Annotated in this window: 23 protein-coding genes; 6 read left to right on the top strand and 17 right to left on the bottom strand. The window is 63.4% G+C overall.

Annotated features, from left to right (window positions below):
* Positions 1–32: 32 nt before the first annotated feature.
* From NKI32_RS22555 to coxB, 9 genes are all read right to left on the bottom strand, one after another.
* Positions 33–788, bottom strand: coding sequence for an SURF1 family protein (locus tag NKI32_RS22555; RefSeq protein WP_353003657.1), 756 nt, complete (start codon positions 786–788; stop codon positions 33–35).
* On the bottom strand, positions 785–1171 hold the full coding sequence (locus NKI32_RS22560) for a DUF983 domain-containing protein (RefSeq protein ID WP_023668414.1): 387 nt from the start codon (positions 1169–1171) through the stop codon (positions 785–787). The genes NKI32_RS22555 and NKI32_RS22560 overlap by 4 nt, the downstream gene beginning before the upstream one ends.
* 13 nt (positions 1172–1184) lie before the next feature.
* Positions 1185–1325 carry a L,D-transpeptidase family protein gene (locus NKI32_RS22565; RefSeq protein WP_023732093.1) on the bottom strand — a complete coding sequence of 47 codons (141 nt, stop codon included), beginning with the start codon at positions 1323–1325 and terminating at the stop codon, positions 1185–1187.
* Between the two features lie 76 nt (positions 1326–1401).
* The gene (locus NKI32_RS22570) at positions 1402–2283 is read right to left on the bottom strand and encodes a cytochrome c oxidase subunit 3 (RefSeq protein ID WP_023668416.1); all 882 of its coding nucleotides are present in this window, start codon (positions 2281–2283) and stop codon (positions 1402–1404) included.
* A 1-nt stretch (position 2284) separates the two neighbouring features.
* Positions 2285–2911 (bottom strand): cytochrome c oxidase assembly protein, encoded by a 627-nt coding sequence (locus tag NKI32_RS22575; protein ID WP_353003659.1) that lies wholly within the window; start codon positions 2909–2911, stop codon positions 2285–2287.
* A gap of 8 nt (positions 2912–2919) precedes the next feature.
* Entirely contained in the window at positions 2920–3075 is a 156-nt protein-coding gene (locus tag NKI32_RS22580) for a cytochrome c oxidase system small membrane protein (protein ID WP_023668418.1), read from the bottom strand.
* Positions 3072–4016: a heme o synthase gene (locus tag NKI32_RS22585; protein WP_352512897.1), complete on the bottom strand. Its 945-nt coding sequence runs from the start codon at positions 4014–4016 to the stop codon at positions 3072–3074. Before NKI32_RS22585 ends, NKI32_RS22580 begins: the two co-directional genes overlap by 4 nt.
* A 70-nt stretch (positions 4017–4086) precedes the next feature.
* A complete protein-coding gene (ctaD, locus tag NKI32_RS22590; RefSeq protein WP_023668420.1) occupies positions 4087–5739 on the bottom strand; it encodes a cytochrome c oxidase subunit I in 1653 nt (550 codons plus the stop codon).
* 38 nt (positions 5740–5777) lie between these two features.
* The gene (gene coxB / locus NKI32_RS22595) at positions 5778–6662 is read right to left on the bottom strand and encodes a cytochrome c oxidase subunit II (RefSeq protein WP_352512898.1); all 885 of its coding nucleotides are present in this window, start codon (positions 6660–6662) and stop codon (positions 5778–5780) included.
* A gap of 374 nt (positions 6663–7036) precedes the next feature.
* Here coxB and NKI32_RS22600 point away from each other — a divergent pair, with 374 nt between their 5' ends.
* The 5 genes from NKI32_RS22600 (at position 7037) to NKI32_RS22620 (ending at position 10172) form a co-directional block, all read left to right on the top strand.
* The gene (locus NKI32_RS22600; RefSeq protein ID WP_023668422.1) at positions 7037–7621 is read left to right on the top strand and encodes an invasion associated locus B family protein; all 585 of its coding nucleotides are present in this window, start codon (positions 7037–7039) and stop codon (positions 7619–7621) included.
* Positions 7605–7820, top strand: a complete 216-nt coding sequence (locus NKI32_RS22605) for a YbjN domain-containing protein (protein WP_352512899.1) — start codon at positions 7605–7607, stop codon at positions 7818–7820. The genes NKI32_RS22600 and NKI32_RS22605 overlap by 17 nt, the downstream gene beginning before the upstream one ends.
* Positions 7821–8028: 208 nt before the next feature.
* Positions 8029–9441 carry a metalloprotease TldD gene (gene tldD / locus NKI32_RS22610; RefSeq protein ID WP_352512900.1) on the top strand — a complete coding sequence of 471 codons (1413 nt, stop codon included), beginning with the start codon at positions 8029–8031 and terminating at the stop codon, positions 9439–9441.
* 79 nt (positions 9442–9520) lie between these two features.
* On the top strand, positions 9521–9796 hold the full coding sequence (locus NKI32_RS22615) for an AbrB/MazE/SpoVT family DNA-binding domain-containing protein (protein WP_081725433.1): 276 nt from the start codon (positions 9521–9523) through the stop codon (positions 9794–9796).
* A complete protein-coding gene (locus tag NKI32_RS22620) occupies positions 9783–10172 on the top strand; it encodes a type II toxin-antitoxin system VapC family toxin (protein WP_352500453.1) in 390 nt (129 codons plus the stop codon). Before NKI32_RS22615 ends, NKI32_RS22620 begins: the two co-directional genes overlap by 14 nt.
* A 66-nt stretch (positions 10173–10238) precedes the next feature.
* Here the strand turns inward: NKI32_RS22620 and NKI32_RS22625 are convergent, their stop codons facing one another.
* Both NKI32_RS22625 and NKI32_RS22630 read right to left on the bottom strand, forming a co-directional pair.
* A complete protein-coding gene (locus NKI32_RS22625) occupies positions 10239–11474 on the bottom strand; it encodes a class I SAM-dependent RNA methyltransferase (RefSeq protein ID WP_023668426.1) in 1236 nt (411 codons plus the stop codon).
* The gene (locus tag NKI32_RS22630) at positions 11471–12265 is read right to left on the bottom strand and encodes a TlyA family RNA methyltransferase (protein WP_353003664.1); all 795 of its coding nucleotides are present in this window, start codon (positions 12263–12265) and stop codon (positions 11471–11473) included. The genes NKI32_RS22625 and NKI32_RS22630 overlap by 4 nt, the downstream gene beginning before the upstream one ends.
* Before the next feature lie 146 nt (positions 12266–12411).
* Between NKI32_RS22630 and NKI32_RS22635 the strand changes: the two genes are divergently transcribed.
* Positions 12412–12813 carry a GFA family protein gene (locus tag NKI32_RS22635; protein WP_023668428.1) on the top strand — a complete coding sequence of 134 codons (402 nt, stop codon included), beginning with the start codon at positions 12412–12414 and terminating at the stop codon, positions 12811–12813.
* Here the strand turns inward: NKI32_RS22635 and NKI32_RS22640 are convergent.
* The 6 genes from NKI32_RS22640 to NKI32_RS22665 form a co-directional block, all read right to left on the bottom strand.
* A complete protein-coding gene (locus NKI32_RS22640; protein ID WP_023668429.1) occupies positions 12810–13094 on the bottom strand; it encodes a hypothetical protein in 285 nt (94 codons plus the stop codon). The genes NKI32_RS22635 and NKI32_RS22640 overlap by 4 nt on opposite strands.
* 145 nt (positions 13095–13239) lie before the next feature.
* Positions 13240–15153 (bottom strand): 1-deoxy-D-xylulose-5-phosphate synthase, encoded by a 1914-nt coding sequence (gene dxs / locus NKI32_RS22645; RefSeq protein WP_023702019.1) that lies wholly within the window; start codon positions 15151–15153, stop codon positions 13240–13242.
* A gap of 101 nt (positions 15154–15254) precedes the next feature.
* Positions 15255–16175 (bottom strand): pirin family protein, encoded by a 921-nt coding sequence (locus NKI32_RS22650; RefSeq protein WP_023685413.1) that lies wholly within the window; start codon positions 16173–16175, stop codon positions 15255–15257.
* Between the two features lie 10 nt (positions 16176–16185).
* Positions 16186–16452: a DUF2277 domain-containing protein gene (locus NKI32_RS22655; protein WP_023668432.1), complete on the bottom strand. Its 267-nt coding sequence runs from the start codon at positions 16450–16452 to the stop codon at positions 16186–16188.
* 38 nt (positions 16453–16490) lie between these two features.
* Entirely contained in the window at positions 16491–16742 is a 252-nt protein-coding gene (locus tag NKI32_RS22660) for an exodeoxyribonuclease VII small subunit (RefSeq protein WP_023668433.1), read from the bottom strand.
* 3 nt (positions 16743–16745) lie between these two features.
* Positions 16746–17672 carry a histone deacetylase family protein gene (locus tag NKI32_RS22665; protein WP_023685412.1) on the bottom strand — a complete coding sequence of 309 codons (927 nt, stop codon included), beginning with the start codon at positions 17670–17672 and terminating at the stop codon, positions 16746–16748.
* Between the last annotated feature and the right edge of the window lie 58 nt (positions 17673–17730).

Consider the following 17730-nt stretch of genomic DNA (forward strand, 5'->3'; position numbering starts at 1 on the left):
CCGGTTCCCACTTTTCGGGATCATGCTCTGGATCATTCAGTCTTTGCCGGACGGCGCAGCCTGATGATCAGAACCGCGGCAAGAGCCGCCGCCAGGCCATACCAGGTGAAGGCATATTGCAGATGAGAATTCGGCAGGTCGATGATGGTGACGCCGCCGACCGGCAGCCCGCCCGGGTTCGGCGTCTTGTCGGCGTCGATGAAGATCGGCACCAGCACGGCGCCGGCCGCGAGGCCGGCACTCGCCGCCATCACGTCACGATCCTTCCAGTAGAAGATGTTCTTGGCCGCGTCATTGTCGGGCAGCATCATCGACGGCTTGGCCGGCAGCGGGTTGCGCGCCAGGCCGGTGACCGTGACCTTGCCGGTCACCTGCCCTTGCGGGCGCTTGGCGGCATCCTTGAGATCATAGGGAACGAAGCCGCGGTTGATCAGGATATAGCGGCCATCGTCGAGGGCCAGCGGGGTATAGACGTTGAAGCCGGCGTCGCCGTCCCAGGTGGCGTAGAAATGCCGCTCGCCGGAGTGCAGGAACGTCCCGCTGACAGTGACCGGCGTGTAGTCGACATCACCGGTGGCGGCGAATTCCTTCTCGACGTCTGCCAGCGGCCGCGGCGCTGAATGGGTGCGCTGGTCGATGGTCTGCAGAAGGGCTTCCTTCCAGTACAGGCGCTGCACCTGCCATGTGCCAAGCCCGAGCAGGATGACGAACACCACCAGGCCGAGGCCGAGCAGCAATGCCGTCTTCGGCCGCGAGCGGCCGGCGGGCTTGGTCAGCGCCTCGTTCATTGCCCCTGGTCCAGGCGGCCTTCGGCCGCCTTGTTGGCGTATTGAAGCGTCAGCAGCACACCCTTGATCAGCCTCAGGGCCGTCAGGCACAGCGCCACGGCCAGCGGTATCCAGATGATGAAATGCAGCCACAGCGGCGGGCTCAGCGTCACCTCCACCCACAGCGCCAGCCCGACGACGATGAAGCCGATGATCAGGATGACGAACACCGCCGGGCCGTCGCCGGCATCGGCGTAGGAATAGTCGAGGCCGCAATTGTTGCAGCGCTTTCCGACGGTGAGGAAGCCGGAAAACAGCCGTCCTTCGCCGCAGCGCGGGCAGCGTCCGTGCAGGCCGGCCGAGATCGGCTCGATGGGTGGCCAGATCGCCCTGTCTTCACTCATGGATAGTCATGCTTTACGGCTCGATTTCGATCAGCGTTCCATCCGGCACCATAGTCCAGATTTGGTCCATGTCGCAGTCGGTAACCCCAATGCAGCCATCGGTCCAGTCGACCAATTGAAGCAGCCAGCCCGACCAGCCGAATCCGTTGGCCATTGATGGGCGCCGAAAAGACGAAAGGCGACCGCGTTGCCGCGACCGCCCTTCTGATTTGTCGGTTCGGTGAAAGCCGTCAGTGGCCTTCGATCACCGCGCCGACCGATCCCCAGACGTAGATCGATGCGAACAGGAACAGCCAGACCACGTCGACGAAGTGCCAGTACCAGGCAGCCGCCTCGAAGCCGAAATGCTGCTTGGGCGTGAAGTCGCCTTTCCAGGCGCGGATCAGGCAGACCAGCAGGAAGATGGTGCCGATGATGACGTGGAAGCCATGGAAGCCGGTCGCCATGAAGAAGGTGGCGCCGTAGATGGAATCCTTGAAGCCGAACGGAGCGTGCATGTACTCGTAGGCCTGCACCATGGTGAACAGCATGCCGAGGCCGACGGTCAGCACCAGGCCGTTGATCAGGCCCTTGCGGTCGCCATGGATAAGCGAATGGTGCGCCCATGTCACCGTGGTGCCCGACAGAAGCAGGATGATGGTGTTGTAGAGCGGCAGATGGAAGGGATCGAGGACTTCGAGACCCTTCGGCGGCCAGACGCCACCAGTGAAAGCGGTACGGGCGTAATTCTGCACTTCGCTCGGAAACAGGCTGGCATCGAAATAGGCCCAGAACCAGGCAACGAAGAACATCACTTCCGAAGCGATGAACATGATCATGCCGTAGCGCAGATGCAGCGACACGACGCGCGTGTGGTGGCCCTCATGCGCTTCCTTGATGGTGTCCGACCACCAGGCAAACATCGTGTAGAGGACGATGACGAGGCCGATGAAGAACAGCCATGGATTGGCGATGTTGTGGCCGAAAATCGGGAAATCGCCGTTCTTGAGATACTGCATCAGGGCGACGCCGCCGACTGCAGTCACCAGTGCGCCTATCGACCCCAGGAAGGGCCACGGGCTCGGGTTGACGAGATGGTAGTCGTGTTGTGGTTTTGCGTGCGCGTCTGCCATATCAACCCCCGAGATTTGCTTCGGTATCTGAAACTTTGCTGCTGCTGTCCGGCGTCGATGACGCCACCGGCTTGTTCTTTTGGACCGGGAACATCGTGTAGGACAGGGTGATGGTCTTCAAGTCCTTCAGTTCCGGCACGTTGACGATATCGGGATCCACATAGAACACGACCGGCATGTCCAGCGTCTCGCCGGGCTTCAGCGTCGTGTCGGTGAAGCAGAAACACTCGACCTTGTTGAAGTAGGGGCCTGCCAGTTCCGGCTGCACGTTGAAGGTGGCGCGGCCGGTAACGGCGCGGTCGAACTTGTTGGTGGCGCTGTAATGCGCCTGCGTGGTCTCGCCGATCTTGATGGTGACCGAACGGGCGGCCGGCTGGAACTGCCACGGAATGCCGTTGGTGTTGGCGTCGAAGCGCACGGTGATGTCGCGGTCGAGGATGCGGCCGGCATATTGCTTTTCGGCGCGCTGCGTCGTGCCGCCATAGCCGGTGGCCTGGCAGAACATCTTGTAGAGCGGCACCGCGGCGTAGGCCATGCCGATCATGCCGCCGAAGAAGGCGACGCAGACGGCGGCGACGACGCGGTTGGTGTTCTTCTTCCTGGGATCGGTCACGGTCTGGCGGGTCATCATCGGCCTCATCCGGTATGGCCGAATTTCACGATGGTCGCGACGTAGAAGATGACGACCAGAATCGCCAGCGCGACGCCGATCGCCGCCGAACGGTTGCGCCGCGCCTTCTTCTGGCTTTCGGTCAGCGTGACCAGTTCAAGCTTCTTGTCGATCATGGTCATGCTCCACCGATGGCCAAAGCGCGACCGACGACACAGTCGGCAAGATAGATGGCGAAGATGGCGAAGAGGTAGAGCAGCGAATAGGCGAACAGAGCCTTGGCCGGCTTCATGACGCGGTCGCTATCGGTCATGCACAGCACTTTCCAGGCATACCAGACGAAGCCGGCGCCGAGAGCCACTGATGCGACGCCATAGAAGGCGGTGGTGAAACCGAGCACCCAGGGCAGCACACCGATCGGCGCCAGGATCAGGGCGTAGGCAAAGATCTGGCGGCGGGTCGAGGCCTGGCCGGCAACGTTCGGCATCATCGGGATGCCGGCCTTGGCGTAGTCGTCGGACTTGAACAGTGCCAGCGCCCAGAAGTGCGGCGGCGTCCACAGGAAGATGATCAGGAACAGGACGAGGCTTTCCAGGCTCACCGTTCCGGTCACCGCGGCCCAGCCGATGACCGGCGGGATGGCGCCGGCGGCACCGCCGATGACGATGTTCTGCGGCGTCGAGCGCTTCAGCCACATCGTGTAGACGACGGCGTAGAAGAAGATGGTGAAGGCAAGCAGCGCCGCCGACAGCCAGTTGACCAGTACGCCCAGCGTCATCACCGATAGCACCGAAAGCACAAGGCCGAAGCTCAGGGCTTCGCCGGGCAGGATGCGGCCGGAGGGTACCGGGCGGCAGGCGGTACGGCTCATTACTGCGTCGATGTCGGCGTCGTACCACATGTTGAGCGCACCAGAGGCGCCGGCGCCGATGGCAATGGCCAGGATGGCGATCACCGCCAGCAGCGGGTTGATGGTCACGGGCGCAGCGACCATGCCGACAAAGGCCGTGAACACCACCAGCGACATGACGCGCGGCTTCAGCAGGGCGAAGAAATCGCCCGACGTGGCTTCCGACATGCGAAAGCCCGCTTCGTCAATCATTGGGTCGTCGACAAGGGCCATGCGTACATAAGTCCAATCATTCCGTTGGCCGAAACCGCCGGCGGGCCGGCGGTTTCGTATTCGGGCTGCCTTACTTGATCTTCGGCAGCTGTTCCCACTGGTGGAAGGGCGGCGGCGAAGGCAGCTGCCATTCGAGCGTCGTTGCACCCTCGCCCCACGGATTGGCGCCGGCGACGCGCTTCTTCTGGAAGGCCTCGAACACGCCATAGAGGAAGATCACCACGCCGACGGCCGATATATAGGAGCCGTAGGACGACACCATGTTCCAGCCGGCGAACGCGTCGGGATAGTCGATGGTGCGGCGCGGCATGCCGGCCAGGCCGAGGAAATGCTGCGGGAAGAAGATCAAATTGACGCCGACGAAGGTGACCCAGAAGTGGGTGTTGGCGATCACCGGCGAGTACATGTAGCCGGTCATCTTGGGGAACCAGTAGTACCAGCCGGCGAAGATGGCGAAGACCGCACCCAGCGACAGCACATAGTGGAAGTGGGCAATGACGAAATAGGTGTCATGCAGCGAGCGGTCGAGGCCGGCGTTGGCGAGCTGGACGCCGGTGACGCCGCCGACCGTGAACAGGAAGATGAAGCCCAGCGCCCACAGCATCGGCGTCTTGAACGAGATCGAGCCGCCCCACATCGTCGCGATCCAGGAGAAGATCTTCACGCCTGTCGGCACGGCGATGACCATGGTGGCAAAGACGAAGTAGCGCTGCGTGTCGAGCGACAGGCCGGTCGTGTACATGTGGTGCGCCCAGACGATGAAGCCGACGGCGCCGATCGCGACCATGGCGTAGGCCATGCCGAGATAGCCGAACACCGGCTTCTTCGAGAAGGTCGAGACGATGTGGCTGATGATGCCGAAGCCCGGCAGGATCAGGATGTACACTTCGGGGTGACCGAAGAACCAGAACAGATGCTGGAACAGGATCGGATCGCCGCCGCCATCCGGGGCGAAGAAGGTGGTGCCGAAATTGCGGTCGGTAAGCAGCATGGTGATGCCACCGGCCAGAACCGGAAGCGACAAGAGCAGCAGGAAGGCGGTGATCAGAACCGACCAGGCAAATAGCGGCATCTTGTGCAGCGTCATGCCCGGCGCGCGCATGTTGAAAATGGTGGTGATGAAGTTGATGGCGCCGAGGATCGAGGACGCGCCGGCAATGTGGATCGACAGGATCGCCAGATCCATGGCCGGCCCGGGCTGGCCGGAGGTCGACAGCGGCGGATAGAGAGTCCAGCCGCCGCCAACGCCATAGGCGCCGGGCGCGCTCGGCATGAAAGCCGAAGCGATGAGCAGCAGGAAGGCCGGCGGCAGCAGCCAGAACGAGATGTTGTTCATGCGCGGGAAGGCCATGTCAGGCGCGCCGATCATGATCGGCACCATCCAGTTGGCGAAGCCGCCGATCAGCGCCGGCATGACCATGAAGAAGATCATGATCAGCGCGTGCGCGGTGCCGAAGGCGTTGTACATGCTCTTGCCGCCGTCGATGGCGGCATCGCCGTTCATGCCATAGACCATCTGCGCCAGACCGGTGAAGATCTGGATGCCCGGCTCCTGCAGCTCCATGCGGATGACGACCGAAAGCGCGCCGCCGACGATGCCCGCGAAAATCGCGAAGATCAGGTAGAGCGTGCCGATGTCCTTGTGGTTGGTGGAGTACACCCACCGGACCCAGCCATGATAGGGCTTGTGGTCGTGGTCGTCGTGAGCTGCAGCTTCTGCCATGGTCGGCTCCGTTCCCTAATTCTTGCTAACCCGCGGCATCAATTGCCGGCGGCCGCTACCTTGTTGGTACCGTCGACCTCGGCCATCAGCGCCTTGTTGGCGCCGGGGAGGTCGGTCTTGGCTGCTGCCAGCCAGGTCTTGTACTGCGCATCGGACACGACGCGGACGGCGATCGGCATGAAGGCATGGTCCTTGCCGCAGAGCTGCGAGCACTGGCCGTAATAGATGCCTTCCTTTTCCGCCTTGAACCACGTCTCGTTGGTGCGGCCGGGAACCGCGTCCATCTTGATGCCGAAGGCCGGAACGGCAAAGGAATGGATCACGTCGGCTGCGGTAACCAGGACGCGCGTCATGGTGTTGACCGGCACGACCAGCTCGTTGTCGACCGCCAGCAGGCGCGGATAGACCTTGCGGTCTTCCTTGCCGATCGCGGCGCGGTCGGCATCCTGCAGGATGGCCGAGTTGAAGGAGAGCGTGTTCTCGGTCTGGTACTCATAGTCCCAGTTCCACTGATTGCCCGTCACCTTGACGGTCAGCTTGGCCTCTTCCGGCGGCGTGTACTGCGCCGTCAGCAGCTGGAACGAGGGAATGGCGATGAACAGCAGGACGACGACCGGCCCGACTGTCCAGATGATCTCGATCAGCGTGTTGTGGCTGGTCTTGGACGGAACCGGGTTTTTGCTGGCGCGGAACCTGAAGATGCACCAGGCGAGAAGCGCCAGAACCAAAGCGGTGATCGGGACGACGAACCACATCGTGTAATTCCCGAACCACTCGATCTGCCGCATCATGTCTGTCGCCGGCGGCTGAAAAGTCATCTCCCACGGCTGCGGCTGGGCCGCATGGGCGGAGGCACCGGCGAAAAATGCGGCGGCGGCGGCTGCCGTTGCCATCAATTTGGCGCTTGCTGGGAATTTTCTCATCGCCCTCTTCATCTCCCGGTTCCTCGCGATCGCGACGCAAGAATATCGAACAATGCCGGGATGGGAATCCCGGACAGTCCCAAGGGTGGTTCAAACCATACTCTATTTCCCTCCGCAAGAAAGGAGCGGGCGAAACCGTGCGGCATTTTTGCGCGCAAGTGCTGCCGCGCTGTTTCGACGGCCTCGTGCCCGCGCGGGTCGTCGACAGACAGGCTATGCGGGCTTGTGTCCGGAATGCGCCTGACGGTCGCAATTCGGGCGAATTTGCTAGGGAAAAGCGCATTATTGCGCCTGCCGGGGCTGACCGGCGGTCGCCCTATCCTTTACTTGGCCTTGGCGCGGCTTAAAGTGCCGTGATTCGCAATGGAGCCGTCATGACCTCTTGGCTTTCGAGAAACGCCTGGCATTCGAAGAGCGCCTGGCATTCGAAAAGCGCTTGGCTTTCGAGAAGCGGGGCGAAGGTCGTTTTTCTCGCCGCCCTGATCGGTATCGGCTCGTCCGCAACCGGCGTCGCCAATGCAGCGCAGCCCAGCGGCACGGTCAAGTCGACGCATGGCGCGTGGTCGATCATCTGCGACACGCCGGCCGGCGCCACCTCGGAACAATGCGTGATGATGCAGAACGTCGTTGCCGAGGATCGCCCGGAAATGGGACTGTCCGTCGTCGTCCTGCGCACCGCCGACAACAAGGCCGAGATCCTGCGCGTGCTGGCCCCGCTCGGCGTTTTGCTGCCCAATGGCCTGGGCCTCAATGTCGACGGCAAGGATATCGGCCGCGCCTATTTCGTGCGCTGCTTCCAGGATGGCTGCTATGCCGAGGTCATTCTCGAAAAGCCGCTGCTCGATACGCTGAAGACCGGGACGTCGGCCACCTTCATCGTCTTCCAGACGCCGGAAGAAGGCATCGGCATCCCTGTCGACCTCAAGGGCTTCGCCGACGGTTTTGCCGCCCTGCCCTGAGCTTGAACCCTTCACGGCCGACCAGGCCAATGAATGGAACAAGAAATACCGCTGGGTGAAGGCCTTTTCGGGTGACGGGTCGAACTTCAAGATGGATGTCATGTTCAGGGGCGGGGTTACCCGCTCCTACCTCGAAGAGCAGTTCTCGAACTGGGATTCCATGACCAGCGACATCAAAGCGTTCGTGGACGAGAAGTAGGGCCCTAAAGCGCGTCGCGCTGAAACGGATTCGTACGACGCGCTTTAGGTCTTTTTGATGCATGTCGTTGTCCCAGAACCGCGGCACACTTCTGGGCGACATGCATTAGCGCTCGACTGTCCGGCTGCGGATCGTCATTGCGGATTGTGCAGGCGCGTCTTCGCGCCTACATCGTGGCAACACCATTCCTCCTGTGAGCGGACCTGCCATGAACAGCCTGACCGGCCAATTCGACATTTCAGATGATCGCATCAAGCGGATCGTCGCCGACACACTGAACGGCGCCGACGACGGCGAACTGTTCCTCGAATACAGCGAGAGCGAAGCGCTGATGTTCGACAATGGCAGGCTGAAGACCGCCAATTTCAACACCGACCAGGGTTTTGGCCTGCGCGCCGTGGCCGGCGAGGCCAGCGGCTACGCCCATTCCAGCGATCTTTCGGAGGCGTCGCTGCTGCGCGCCGCCGACGCGGTCTCGACCGTCAAGGGCGGCTATTCCGGCACGCTTGCCGCGGCACCCGCGCGCACCAACCGCCATCTCTATGGCGAGGAGAACCCGATCCCCTCGCCTTCCTTCGAGGTCAAGGCCAAGCTGTTGCAGGAAATCGACGCATGGCTGCGTGCCGAGGACCCGCGCGTGCGCCAGGTGACGGCCTCGCTCGCGGCGTCCTGGCAGCATGTCGAGATCGTGCGCGCCGACGGCCAGATGGTGCGCGACATCCGCCCGCTGGTCCGCATCAACGTTTCCGTCGTCGTCGGCGACGGCGACCGCCAGGAAAGCGGCTCCTATGGCATGGGCGGGCGCAAGGCGTTCGGCGAGTTCCTGGTCGAGGACGCCTGGAAGCATGCTGCCAGGGAGGCCCTCAGGCAGGCGCTGGTCAATCTCGAAGCCATTCCCGCGCCGGCCGGAACGTTCGACATCGTTTTGTCCAGCGGCTGGCCGGGCGTGATGCTGCACGAAGCCGTCGGCCACGGGCTGGAGGGCGACTTCAACCGCAAGAAGACCTCCGCCTTTGCCGGCCTGCTCGGCCAGCAGGTCGCCGCCAAGGGCGTTACCGTGGTCGATGACGGCACCATGCCCGAGCGGCGGGGTTCGCTGACCGTCGACGATGAAGGCACGCCTTCGGCCCGCAATGTGCTGATCGAGGACGGCAAGCTTGTCGGCTACATGCAGGACCGCCAGAACGCCCGGCTGATGGGCATGAAAGCCACGGGAAACGGCCGGCGCGAAGGCTATGCGCACCAGCCGATGCCGCGCATGACCAACACCTATATGACGGCAGGCGACATGGAGCCGGACGAGATCATCGCCTCGGTCAAGAACGGCATCTATGCCGTATCCTTCGGCGGCGGCCAGGTCGACATCACCTCGGGCAAGTTCGTGTTCGGCTGCACCGAGGCCTACATGATCGAAAATGGCAAGGTGACGCAGCCGATCAAGGGCGCCATGCTGATCGGCAACGGACCGGACGCCATGCACCGCGTTTCGATGATCGGCAACGACATGAAACTCGACACCGGCATCGGCATGTGCGGCAAGGCCGGACAAGGCGTGCCGGTCGGCGTCGGCCAGCCGCATCTCAGGATGAACCAGATGACCGTCGGCGGCACCAGGGTTTGAGCGAGGAGACGTCGGCGGGCTTGAATAGTTCCCCTCACAGGGATATCTTACCTTTGTCTTACACAAGGGTAATACCGCAATGGGTGCAATAGAAAAGCTTATAACGACCGTCTCGACCAAGGGACAAGTCATCCTGCCCAGCGCTATCCGCAAACGGAGGGACTGGGGCGCGGGCACGCGCCTGCAGGTCGAAGACACACCGGACGGTGTACTTTTGAGACCGGCGCCTGCCTTTGCCCCGACACGACCAGAAGATGTCTTTGGTGTCCTGCCGCACAGTGGCAGACCGAAGACCTTGGAGGAGATGGACGCGGCCGTCCTTGCTGAAGCACGGCGGCGCCATGCTCGCGATTGATACCAACGTTGTCGTCAGGTATCTGACGAACGACGATCCCGAGCAGTCCCCGCGAGCCCGGCGGCTGATCGACGATCAGCCCGTTTTCGTCGCCGTCACGGTGATCCTGGAGGCTGAGTGGGTGCTGCGCAGCGGCTATGGTTATGATCAGGCCTCGATCGTCAATGCACTGCGGGTGTTCGGCGGGCTTCCCACTGTCGAGATAGAGGATGCTGCGATGGTCTCTTCCGCGGTCGATCTAGCCGAGACGGGAATGGATTTCGCCGATGCGCTCCATCTGGGCAAGTCCTCGCACTGCTCAGCATTTGTGTCCTTCGACCGTAAGTTCATCAAGGCCGCACAAGCGGCCGGGTACGAAAGCGTTCGCGAAGGCTAGTTTGCCAGCCGGCTACGTCTTGCGGGGGGCGGCAAACTCAAGCACGGCCTTGTGAAAATCGGCGGATTAACGTCGCCGTTTCGGCTTCTCCAGCAGCGCCACGGCCTCGACATGCGGCGACCACAGGAACTGGTCGATGGGCGTGACGCTCTTCAAGATGTAGCCGCCGTCAATCAGGATGCGCAGGTCTCGTGCCAGCGTCACCGGATTGCAGGAGACGGCGGCGACGAACGGCACATCCGAGCGGGCGATCTGCTTCGACTGGTCCTCGGCGCCGGCGCGCGGCGGGTCGAAGACGACGCCATCGAAAGCATTCAGCTCCTTGAACGTCAGCGGCCGCCGGAACAGGTCGCGGCGTTCGCCGGTTACCCGCTTCAGGCCGGTGGCGAAGCGCGATCCGCGGTCGAGCGCCGAAAGGGCTGCCGCGTCGCCTTCGACCGCGTGGACTTCGGATTTGGCCGCCAGCCGAAGCGCAAAGCTGCCGCAGCCGGCGAAAAGATCCGCGACTTTCCTGGCACGCTTCAGATGTCCGCCAACGAGATCGGCCATCGTCTGTTCGGCGGCTTGCGTTGCCTGCAGGAAGGCGCCAGGCGGTATGGCGACAGCGACGGTGCCGAACATGACCACCGGCTTTTTCGGCTCGATGACAATCTCGTCGTCGATCGAAAGCCGGGCAAAGCCATTGGCCATGATGAAGTTGGAGGCGACCCGGCGCTGGTTCTCGCCCAGCTTGCCCGACTCATAGACAGCGACGTCAAGCCCCGAGCCCGTCACAGTGACCGCCATCCGGAACGATTTGGTGGTGGCGCAAACCAGGTCGGCGACCGACCTCAAGCGATCGAGCGCGGCAACGATCTCCGGCAGCGAGATCGGACATTCCTCGATGGGGATGATTTCCGGCGACAGATGGCGATGGAAGCCAAGCAGCATGCCTGTGTCGGCGCGCCTGGCGGCAAGCACGACGCGGCGGCGTGTGTGTGGCGCACACGGCACCAGGGCGCCGATGTCGCCGGCAATGCCTTTCAAGGCATGCACGACCTTGTCGCGTTTCCATTGCTGGTAAGCGTCGGCTTGCAGATGCTGGACGGCGCAGCCGCCACATTCGGTGAAATGCCGGCAGGCCGGATCGATACGCAGCGGCGACGTCTCCAATACCGCCATCAGCATGGCGCGATCCCTCTCGCGCGCGGCGGTGACGGTCTCGCCGGGCAGGGTGAAGGGAATGAACAGCTCGCCGGTTTCCGTCTCGGCGACGCCGTCGCCCTGCGAACCCAGTCTCTTGATGGTGAAGCCCGTGCTCATCGGTCCTTGGTCCCGGCATCCTTGGTCCCGGCATCCTTGATCCCGGCAAGCAGGAATTCGCGGTTGCCGTCCCCGCCTTCGATCGGCGACATATGCAAGCCCAATGTACGCCAGCCAGGGACGCCTTCGAGCCATTCCTGCAGCAAGCCGGCCACACGGGCGGCGTCATAAGGGTCTTTCAAAAGACCGCCCTTGCCGATCGCCTCGCGGCCGGCCTCGAATTGCGGCTTGACCAGAAACACCGAACGAGCGCCGTCCCGTGCCAATGCCAACGCCGGTGGCATCGCCAGTTTCAACGAGATGAAGCTTACATCGGAGACGATGAAATCGGGGATACGGCCGCCGAGATCGGCAGCCGCGAGCTCGCGAGCGTTGAGGCCCTCGATCACGGTGACGCGCGGGTCGGACGAGACACCGGGATGCATCTGGCCGTGGCCGACATCGATGGCCGTGACATGGGCCGCGCCGCGTTCGAGCAGCACCTGGGTGAAGCCGCCTGTCGAGGCGCCGATATCGAGAGCTTCACTGCCCGCGGGATCGAGACTGAAATGGTCGAGCCCGGCGATCAGCTTCAGCGCCGCGCGTGAGACATAACCCTGCGCCGGGTCGTCGATGACGATGAGACAGCGCGGCAGAACCGTCTGGCCGGGCTTGCGGGCGACCACGCCGTCGACCATCACGGTGCCGCGCTCGACCGCGTCGCGGGCGCGCGAGCGGCTCGCAAACAGGCCGCGCTGGACGAGCAATTCGTCGAGCCGCTGGCGTGTGCTGGCTGGCAGAGGGGAGTTCATCGGCCTTCATGGCGAAAGCCGGCCGCGAAGGCAAGGACATTGGCATGGGAGGACGTCGAGACCCGGGCCGCAAGCCAGTCCGCCCGGTTGAATAGCGCAGCCAGTCCGGCAAGATGTAGAGGCTCAGGCAATGCGGAGGAAGACGAATGCTGACGGGAACCTGCCATTGCGGCGCCGCCCACTGGACGCTGGAAGGCGATCCCGGCCCGATCACGGCCTGCAATTGCACGCTTTGCCGCCGCTATGGCACGCTCTGGGCCTATGACTTTGTCGACGAGCGTATCCGGCTTGCGGGGCCTGTGCAGTCCTACACCCGCGCCGGCAAGGAGACGCCGTCGCTGGAAATCCTGTTTTGCCCGACATGTGCCTGTGTGCTTGCCTGGCGCGGTTTGCGCCGCAGCGACAGCAGCCGCACGCGTATCGCCGTCAATGTCAGGCTGGCACCGCCTGAGGCGGTCGCCGACCTGCCGATCGACCATTTCGACGGGCTGGACACTTATGACGACCTGCCGCGCGATGGGCGCTGCGTGCGCGATATGTGGTTTTAGAAGATCGTCCGTGAGACCTGCCGTTCAACGGCCGGCATCAGGCCGTCGCTTCCGTCATCTGAAGCCTGCTTGCGCGGGCGCTCGACAGCAACGACTGGTGCGTCCGGCACGACGACAAGCTGCGGCACCTGCTTGTAGGAAAAAGCGCCCCTGATATCGCCCATCTTGCGGGCGACGATGCCTGCCACCGCCTGTTCGAGCTTGCGGTCATAGCGCGTCTCGGCCATGGCCGGCGCGGCGATGACGGCCAAAAGGGCCGCGCCGCACAGAAGCGTTCGCATTGTTTTTAACTCCCTGCCTAGAGGCAGTTCTAGCAGGGCGGCGTTGAAAAACGGCCAAAAGAGACGGTAAGCGAAACGCCAAAGAGAAGCGTTAACAAAGTGTTAAGCTTGCACAGGCAACTGCTTCAGCTGCGTGAGGTTTGATTCAGGCGCGCTGCGCGCGCGCGGAATGGCCGAGCGCGACGAACACGGTGCGCACGATGCCGGCCGCGTCGAGCCCGGCATCGGCATACATTTTTTCCGGCTTGGCGTGGTCGGTGAACTCGTCCGGCAGCACCAGCGGCCGAACTTTCAGACCGCTTTCCAGCAAGCCTTCATGGGCGAGGAACTGCAGCACGTGGCTGGCGAAACCGCCGACAGCGCCCTCTTCCACCGTCACCAGCACTTCGTGCGAGCGGGCAAGACGGCGGATCAAATCCTCGTCGAGCGGCTTGGCGAAACGGGCGTCCGCAACCGTTGTCGACAATCCGGCCGCGCCGAGTTCCTCGGCCGCCAGCAGGCAATCCTGCAGCCGGGTGCCAAAGGACAGAAGCGCCACCTTGGTGCCTTCCCTGACGATGCGGCCCTTGCCAATTTCGAGCACCGAGCCGCGCTCCGGCATGTCGACGCCGACGCCATTGCCGCGCGGATAGCGGAAGGCGATCGGGCCTTCGTCATAATAGCCGGCGGTGCGCACCATGTGGCGAAGCTCCGCCTCGTCGGCGGCCGCCATCACCACGAAGCCCGGCAGCGTCGCCAGGAAGGTGGTGTCGAAGGCGCCGCAATGAGTGGCGCCGTCGGCGCCGACGAAACCGGCGCGGTCGATCGGGAAACGCACCGGCAGTTTCTGGATCGCCACATCATGGACGACCTGATCGTAGGCGCGCTGCAGGAAGGTCGAATAGATGGCGGCGAAGGGCTTGTAGCCCTCGCTGGCGAGGCCGGCGGCGAAGGTCACGGCATGTTGCTCGGCAATGCCGACATCGAAGGTCCGGGTCGGAAACGCTTCGCCGAACAAATCGAGGCCGGTGCCGTTCGGCATGGCGGCGGTGACGGCGACGATGCGGTCGTCCAGGCGGGCCTCCTGGACCAGGCTCTCGGCGAACACCTTGGTGTAGGCCGGCGCATTGGCCGGGGCCTTGGTCTGCGCGCCGGTGATGACGTCGAACTTGTTGACGCCGTGATATTTGTCGGCCGCGGCCTCGGCCGGCGCGTAGCCCTTGCCCTTCTGGGTCACGACATGGATCAGCACCGGGCCGTCGGCATGGTCGCGGACGTTCTTCAGCACCGGGATCAGATGCTCGAGATTGTGGCCGTCGATCGGGCCGATATGGTAGAAGCCAAGCTCCTCGAACAGCGTGCCGCCGGTGACGTAGCCGCGCGCATGCTCGACCGCCCGCTTGATGGCGCGGTCGGCGCGCTTGCCGAGATAGGAGGTCAGCTTCTTGCCGAAATCGCGCAGGCCAAGATAGGTCTTGCCCGACGCGAGCCGCGCCAGATAGGCGCTCATGGCGCCGGTCGGCGGCGCGATAGACATGTCGTTGTCGTTGAGGATGACGATCAGCCGGGCATCAAGCGCGCCGGCATTGTTCATGGCTTCATAGGCCATGCCGGCGGACATGGCGCCGTCGCCGATGACGGCAATGACATTGTTGTGGCCGCCCGAGAGGTCGCGCGCCATGGCCATGCCGAGGCCGGCGGAAATGGAGGTCGAAGAGTGCGCGGCGCCGAACGGGTCGTATTCGCTCTCGGCGCGACGGGTGAAGCCGGACAGGCCGCCTTCTTGCCTGAGCGTTCGGATGCGGTCGCGGCGGCCGGTCAGGATCTTGTGTGGATAGGCCTGGTGGCCGACATCCCAGATCACGCGGTCTTCCGGCGTGTTGAAGACATAGTGCAGCGCCACCGTCAGTTCGACGACACCGAGGCCGGCGCCGAGATGCCCGCCCGTATGCGAGACGGCATCGATCAGCTCGGCGCGCAGCTCCGAGGCCAGCTGCGGCAGCTCGCTTTCGTCAAGCTTCTTCAGGTCGGCTGGAATGCGGACCTTGTCGAGAAGCGGCGTATGCAGCGTTGCGTTCACTGTTAAAGGGCCTGCTCAGCTATAATGCGCGTCGATCATGGCGAAATATGCCTGCGTCGCCGGAATGTAAATGCGTGTCAGTGACGCGGGTGATGCTGACGTTAATTGTCCGGTAACGGAATGAACTCTTCCTCATCTCCAGGAACGATATCGAAGCGGCCCGTCTTCCATTCCTGCTTGGCCTGTTCGATGCGTTCCTTCGACGACGAGACGAAGTTCCACCAGATGTGGCGCGGGGAGCCGAGCGAAGCGCCGCCGAAGAGCATGAAATGGGCGCCGCGCTCGGACGACACGACGATCTCGTCGCCAGGCCGGAACACCAGCAGCCGTTCGGCCGGAAAGCGGTCGCCCGAGATCGAGACATCGCCGTCCAGCGTGTAGATGGCGCGTTCCTCGGCGTCGGCGGGAATTTTGACGCTGGCGCCGGGCGCCAGCCTCAGATCGGCGTAGAGCGTCTCGGTGTCGGCTCTTACCGGCGAGCGCAGTCCCTGGAAATCGCCGATCACCACGCGGCCGGAAACACCTTCGGCGTCGATCTCGGGCAGAAGGAGCGCGGCCGTGTTCTCGAACACCGGCGCCACTTCCTCCTTGCCGTCGGGCAAAGCCAGCCATGTCTGCAGGCCGGAGACCGACATCGGCGCGCCGCGCAGTTCTTCGGGCGTGCGCTCGGAATGGACAATGCCGCGGCCGGCGGTCATCAAATTCACGTCGCCGGGCTGGATGACCATCTCGGTGCCGAGCGAATCGCGGTGCCTGATATTGCCGTCGAACAGATAGGTGACGGTGGAAAGCCCGATATGCGGGTGCGGGCGCACATCCATCGCCTGGCCGGCGCGCAAGATCGCCGGCCCCATGCGGTCGAAGAAGATGAAGGGACCGACCAGCCGCCGCTTTGCCGTCGGCAGAGCGCGACGAACCTGGAAGCCGCCAATGTCCTTGGCGTTTGGAATGACCATGAGCTCGATCTGGTCGCTGGCGAAGGCATCGCCAGGCTCAGGGTCCTTGCCGGGGAAGAAACTCATCTGGATGTCCTCAGGCGAAGCGGAGCGCCGATTTGGCTTTTGCCTTGGCCGCCACCTCTTCACGATTGCGCGGATGATGCGTGGTTTCCAGCGAATGCAGCAATTCATGCGCCGATTCGGCGATCGCCTCGACGGCACGGTCGAAGGCTGCCTGGTTGCGCTGCGAGGGGCGCGTCGTTCCGCTCAGTTTGCGCACGAATTGAAGGGCGGCGTCGCGGATCTCGTCATGGGTCGCCGGCGGCTCGAAATTGAACAGGGTCTTGATGTTTCTGCACATGCTTGAACTCCTATCTGCTTTATGCCCGCCCCATTCCACTACTCCGCGTCGAGCGGCTCCGTTCCCACCGGTTTGCCATCACGCGACAGCCTGATCTTCTCGACCTTGTCTTCGGCCGCCTTCAGCAGCCGGTCGCAATGGGCCTTCAGCGCCTCGCCGCGCTCATAGATCTTGATCGATTGGTCGAGCGGCACGTCGCCGCGTTCCAGATCATCGACGATCTTTTCCAGCGCGTCGAGTGCCTGCTCGAAGCTCATCGCCTTCACGTCTTCATTTGCTTCGCCAGCCATACTTTACCCCTTCATCAGCCGCCCGACATGGGCGGCGACCGAAAATGCCAGTCCCTGCAGATCGTAGCCGCCCTCAAGCAGGCTGACGAGCCGGTTGCCGCTGTGGCGCCCGGCGCGTTCCAGCAACTGGCCTGTCGCCCAGTCGAAATCGTCCTCGCTGAGGTTGATCTCGGCCAGCGGGTCGCGATGGTGAGCGTCGAAGCCTGCGGAAATGATGATCAGATCGGGCGCGAAATTGTCGAGTGCCGGAAGGACGCGCGACAGCAAGGCATCGCGAAACATGTCCGAGCCGGTCTGCGGCGCCAGCGGCGCGTTGACGATGTTGCCGGCGCCGGTTTCGTTTTTAGCCCCGGTGCCGGGATAGAGCGGCATCTGGTGCGTCGAACAATAGAGCACCGAGGGATCGTCCCAGAAAATGTCCTGCGTGCCATTGCCGTGATGCACGTCCCAGTCGACGATGGCGACACGCTCGGCGCCGTGTTTCTTCTGCGCGTAGCGGGCCGCGATCGCCGCGGTGTTGAACAGGCAAAAGCCCATGGCCGTGGTCTTTTCGGCATGATGGCCGGGCGGACGCGCGGCGACGAAGGCATTGGCAACGCTGCCCTCGAAAACATCGTCGACGGCAGCGTTGGCCGCACCGATGGCAGTGACCACCGCCTGCCAGCTTTTCGGGCTGGCGCTCGTGTCGGCGTCGATCGAGGCAATGCCGCTTTCAGGGATCGCGGCGCGGACGCGGGCGACGAAATCCTCGGGGTGGGCGTAGAGGATTGTGGCCTCGTCGCCTTGCGGCGCCGTTACACGATCGAGTGCGGTGAAGGCCTCGTCGTCGAGCACGCGCTCGATAGCGCGCAAGCGGTCCGGCCGCTCCGGATGACCGGGGGGCGTCAGATGTTCGAGGAAGATCGGATGGGTGTAGAGCCTGGTGACCATGACCCGATATAGGCGCGCCCGGCCGCTTTGACCATGGTTTGACGCCGCACCGTCCCGA

It is taken from the genome of Mesorhizobium sp. M0761 (genome assembly GCF_040320205.1).
GTDB lineage: Bacteria > Pseudomonadota > Alphaproteobacteria > Rhizobiales > Rhizobiaceae > Mesorhizobium.

What these genes read in the sequence shown, in the direction of transcription:
- NKI32_RS22555 (WP_353003657.1), bottom strand. Translation starts at nt 788, where the DNA reads ATGAACGAGGCGCTGACCAAGCCCGCCGGCCGCTCGCGGCCGAAGACG.
- NKI32_RS22560 (WP_023668414.1), bottom strand. Translation starts at nt 1,171, where the DNA reads ATGAGTGAAGACAGGGCGATCTGGCCACCCATCGAGCCGATCTCGGCC.
- NKI32_RS22565 (WP_023732093.1), bottom strand. Translation starts at nt 1,325, where the DNA reads ATGGCCAACGGATTCGGCTGGTCGGGCTGGCTGCTTCAATTGGTCGAC.
- NKI32_RS22570 (WP_023668416.1), bottom strand. Translation starts at nt 2,283, where the DNA reads ATGGCAGACGCGCACGCAAAACCACAACACGACTACCATCTCGTCAAC.
- NKI32_RS22575 (WP_353003659.1), bottom strand. Translation starts at nt 2,911, where the DNA reads ATGACCCGCCAGACCGTGACCGATCCCAGGAAGAAGAACACCAACCGC.
- NKI32_RS22580 (WP_023668418.1), bottom strand. Translation starts at nt 3,075, where the DNA reads ATGACCATGATCGACAAGAAGCTTGAACTGGTCACGCTGACCGAAAGC.
- NKI32_RS22585 (WP_352512897.1), bottom strand. Translation starts at nt 4,016, where the DNA reads ATGGCCCTTGTCGACGACCCAATGATTGACGAAGCGGGCTTTCGCATG.
- ctaD (WP_023668420.1), bottom strand. Translation starts at nt 5,739, where the DNA reads ATGGCAGAAGCTGCAGCTCACGACGACCACGACCACAAGCCCTATCAT.
- coxB (WP_352512898.1), bottom strand. Translation starts at nt 6,662, where the DNA reads ATGAGAAAATTCCCAGCAAGCGCCAAATTGATGGCAACGGCAGCCGCC.
- NKI32_RS22600 (WP_023668422.1), top strand. Translation starts at nt 7,037, where the DNA reads ATGACCTCTTGGCTTTCGAGAAACGCCTGGCATTCGAAGAGCGCCTGG.
- tldD (WP_352512900.1), top strand. Translation starts at nt 8,029, where the DNA reads ATGAACAGCCTGACCGGCCAATTCGACATTTCAGATGATCGCATCAAG.
- NKI32_RS22615 (WP_081725433.1), top strand. Translation starts at nt 9,521, where the DNA reads ATGGGTGCAATAGAAAAGCTTATAACGACCGTCTCGACCAAGGGACAA.
- NKI32_RS22620 (WP_352500453.1), top strand. Translation starts at nt 9,783, where the DNA reads ATGCTCGCGATTGATACCAACGTTGTCGTCAGGTATCTGACGAACGAC.
- NKI32_RS22625 (WP_023668426.1), bottom strand. Translation starts at nt 11,474, where the DNA reads ATGAGCACGGGCTTCACCATCAAGAGACTGGGTTCGCAGGGCGACGGC.
- NKI32_RS22630 (WP_353003664.1), bottom strand. Translation starts at nt 12,265, where the DNA reads ATGAACTCCCCTCTGCCAGCCAGCACACGCCAGCGGCTCGACGAATTG.
- NKI32_RS22635 (WP_023668428.1), top strand. Translation starts at nt 12,412, where the DNA reads ATGCTGACGGGAACCTGCCATTGCGGCGCCGCCCACTGGACGCTGGAA.
- NKI32_RS22640 (WP_023668429.1), bottom strand. Translation starts at nt 13,094, where the DNA reads ATGCGAACGCTTCTGTGCGGCGCGGCCCTTTTGGCCGTCATCGCCGCG.
- NKI32_RS22650 (WP_023685413.1), bottom strand. Translation starts at nt 16,175, where the DNA reads ATGAGTTTCTTCCCCGGCAAGGACCCTGAGCCTGGCGATGCCTTCGCC.
- NKI32_RS22655 (WP_023668432.1), bottom strand. Translation starts at nt 16,452, where the DNA reads ATGTGCAGAAACATCAAGACCCTGTTCAATTTCGAGCCGCCGGCGACC.
- NKI32_RS22660 (WP_023668433.1), bottom strand. Translation starts at nt 16,742, where the DNA reads ATGGCTGGCGAAGCAAATGAAGACGTGAAGGCGATGAGCTTCGAGCAG.
- NKI32_RS22665 (WP_023685412.1), bottom strand. Translation starts at nt 17,672, where the DNA reads ATGGTCACCAGGCTCTACACCCATCCGATCTTCCTCGAACATCTGACG.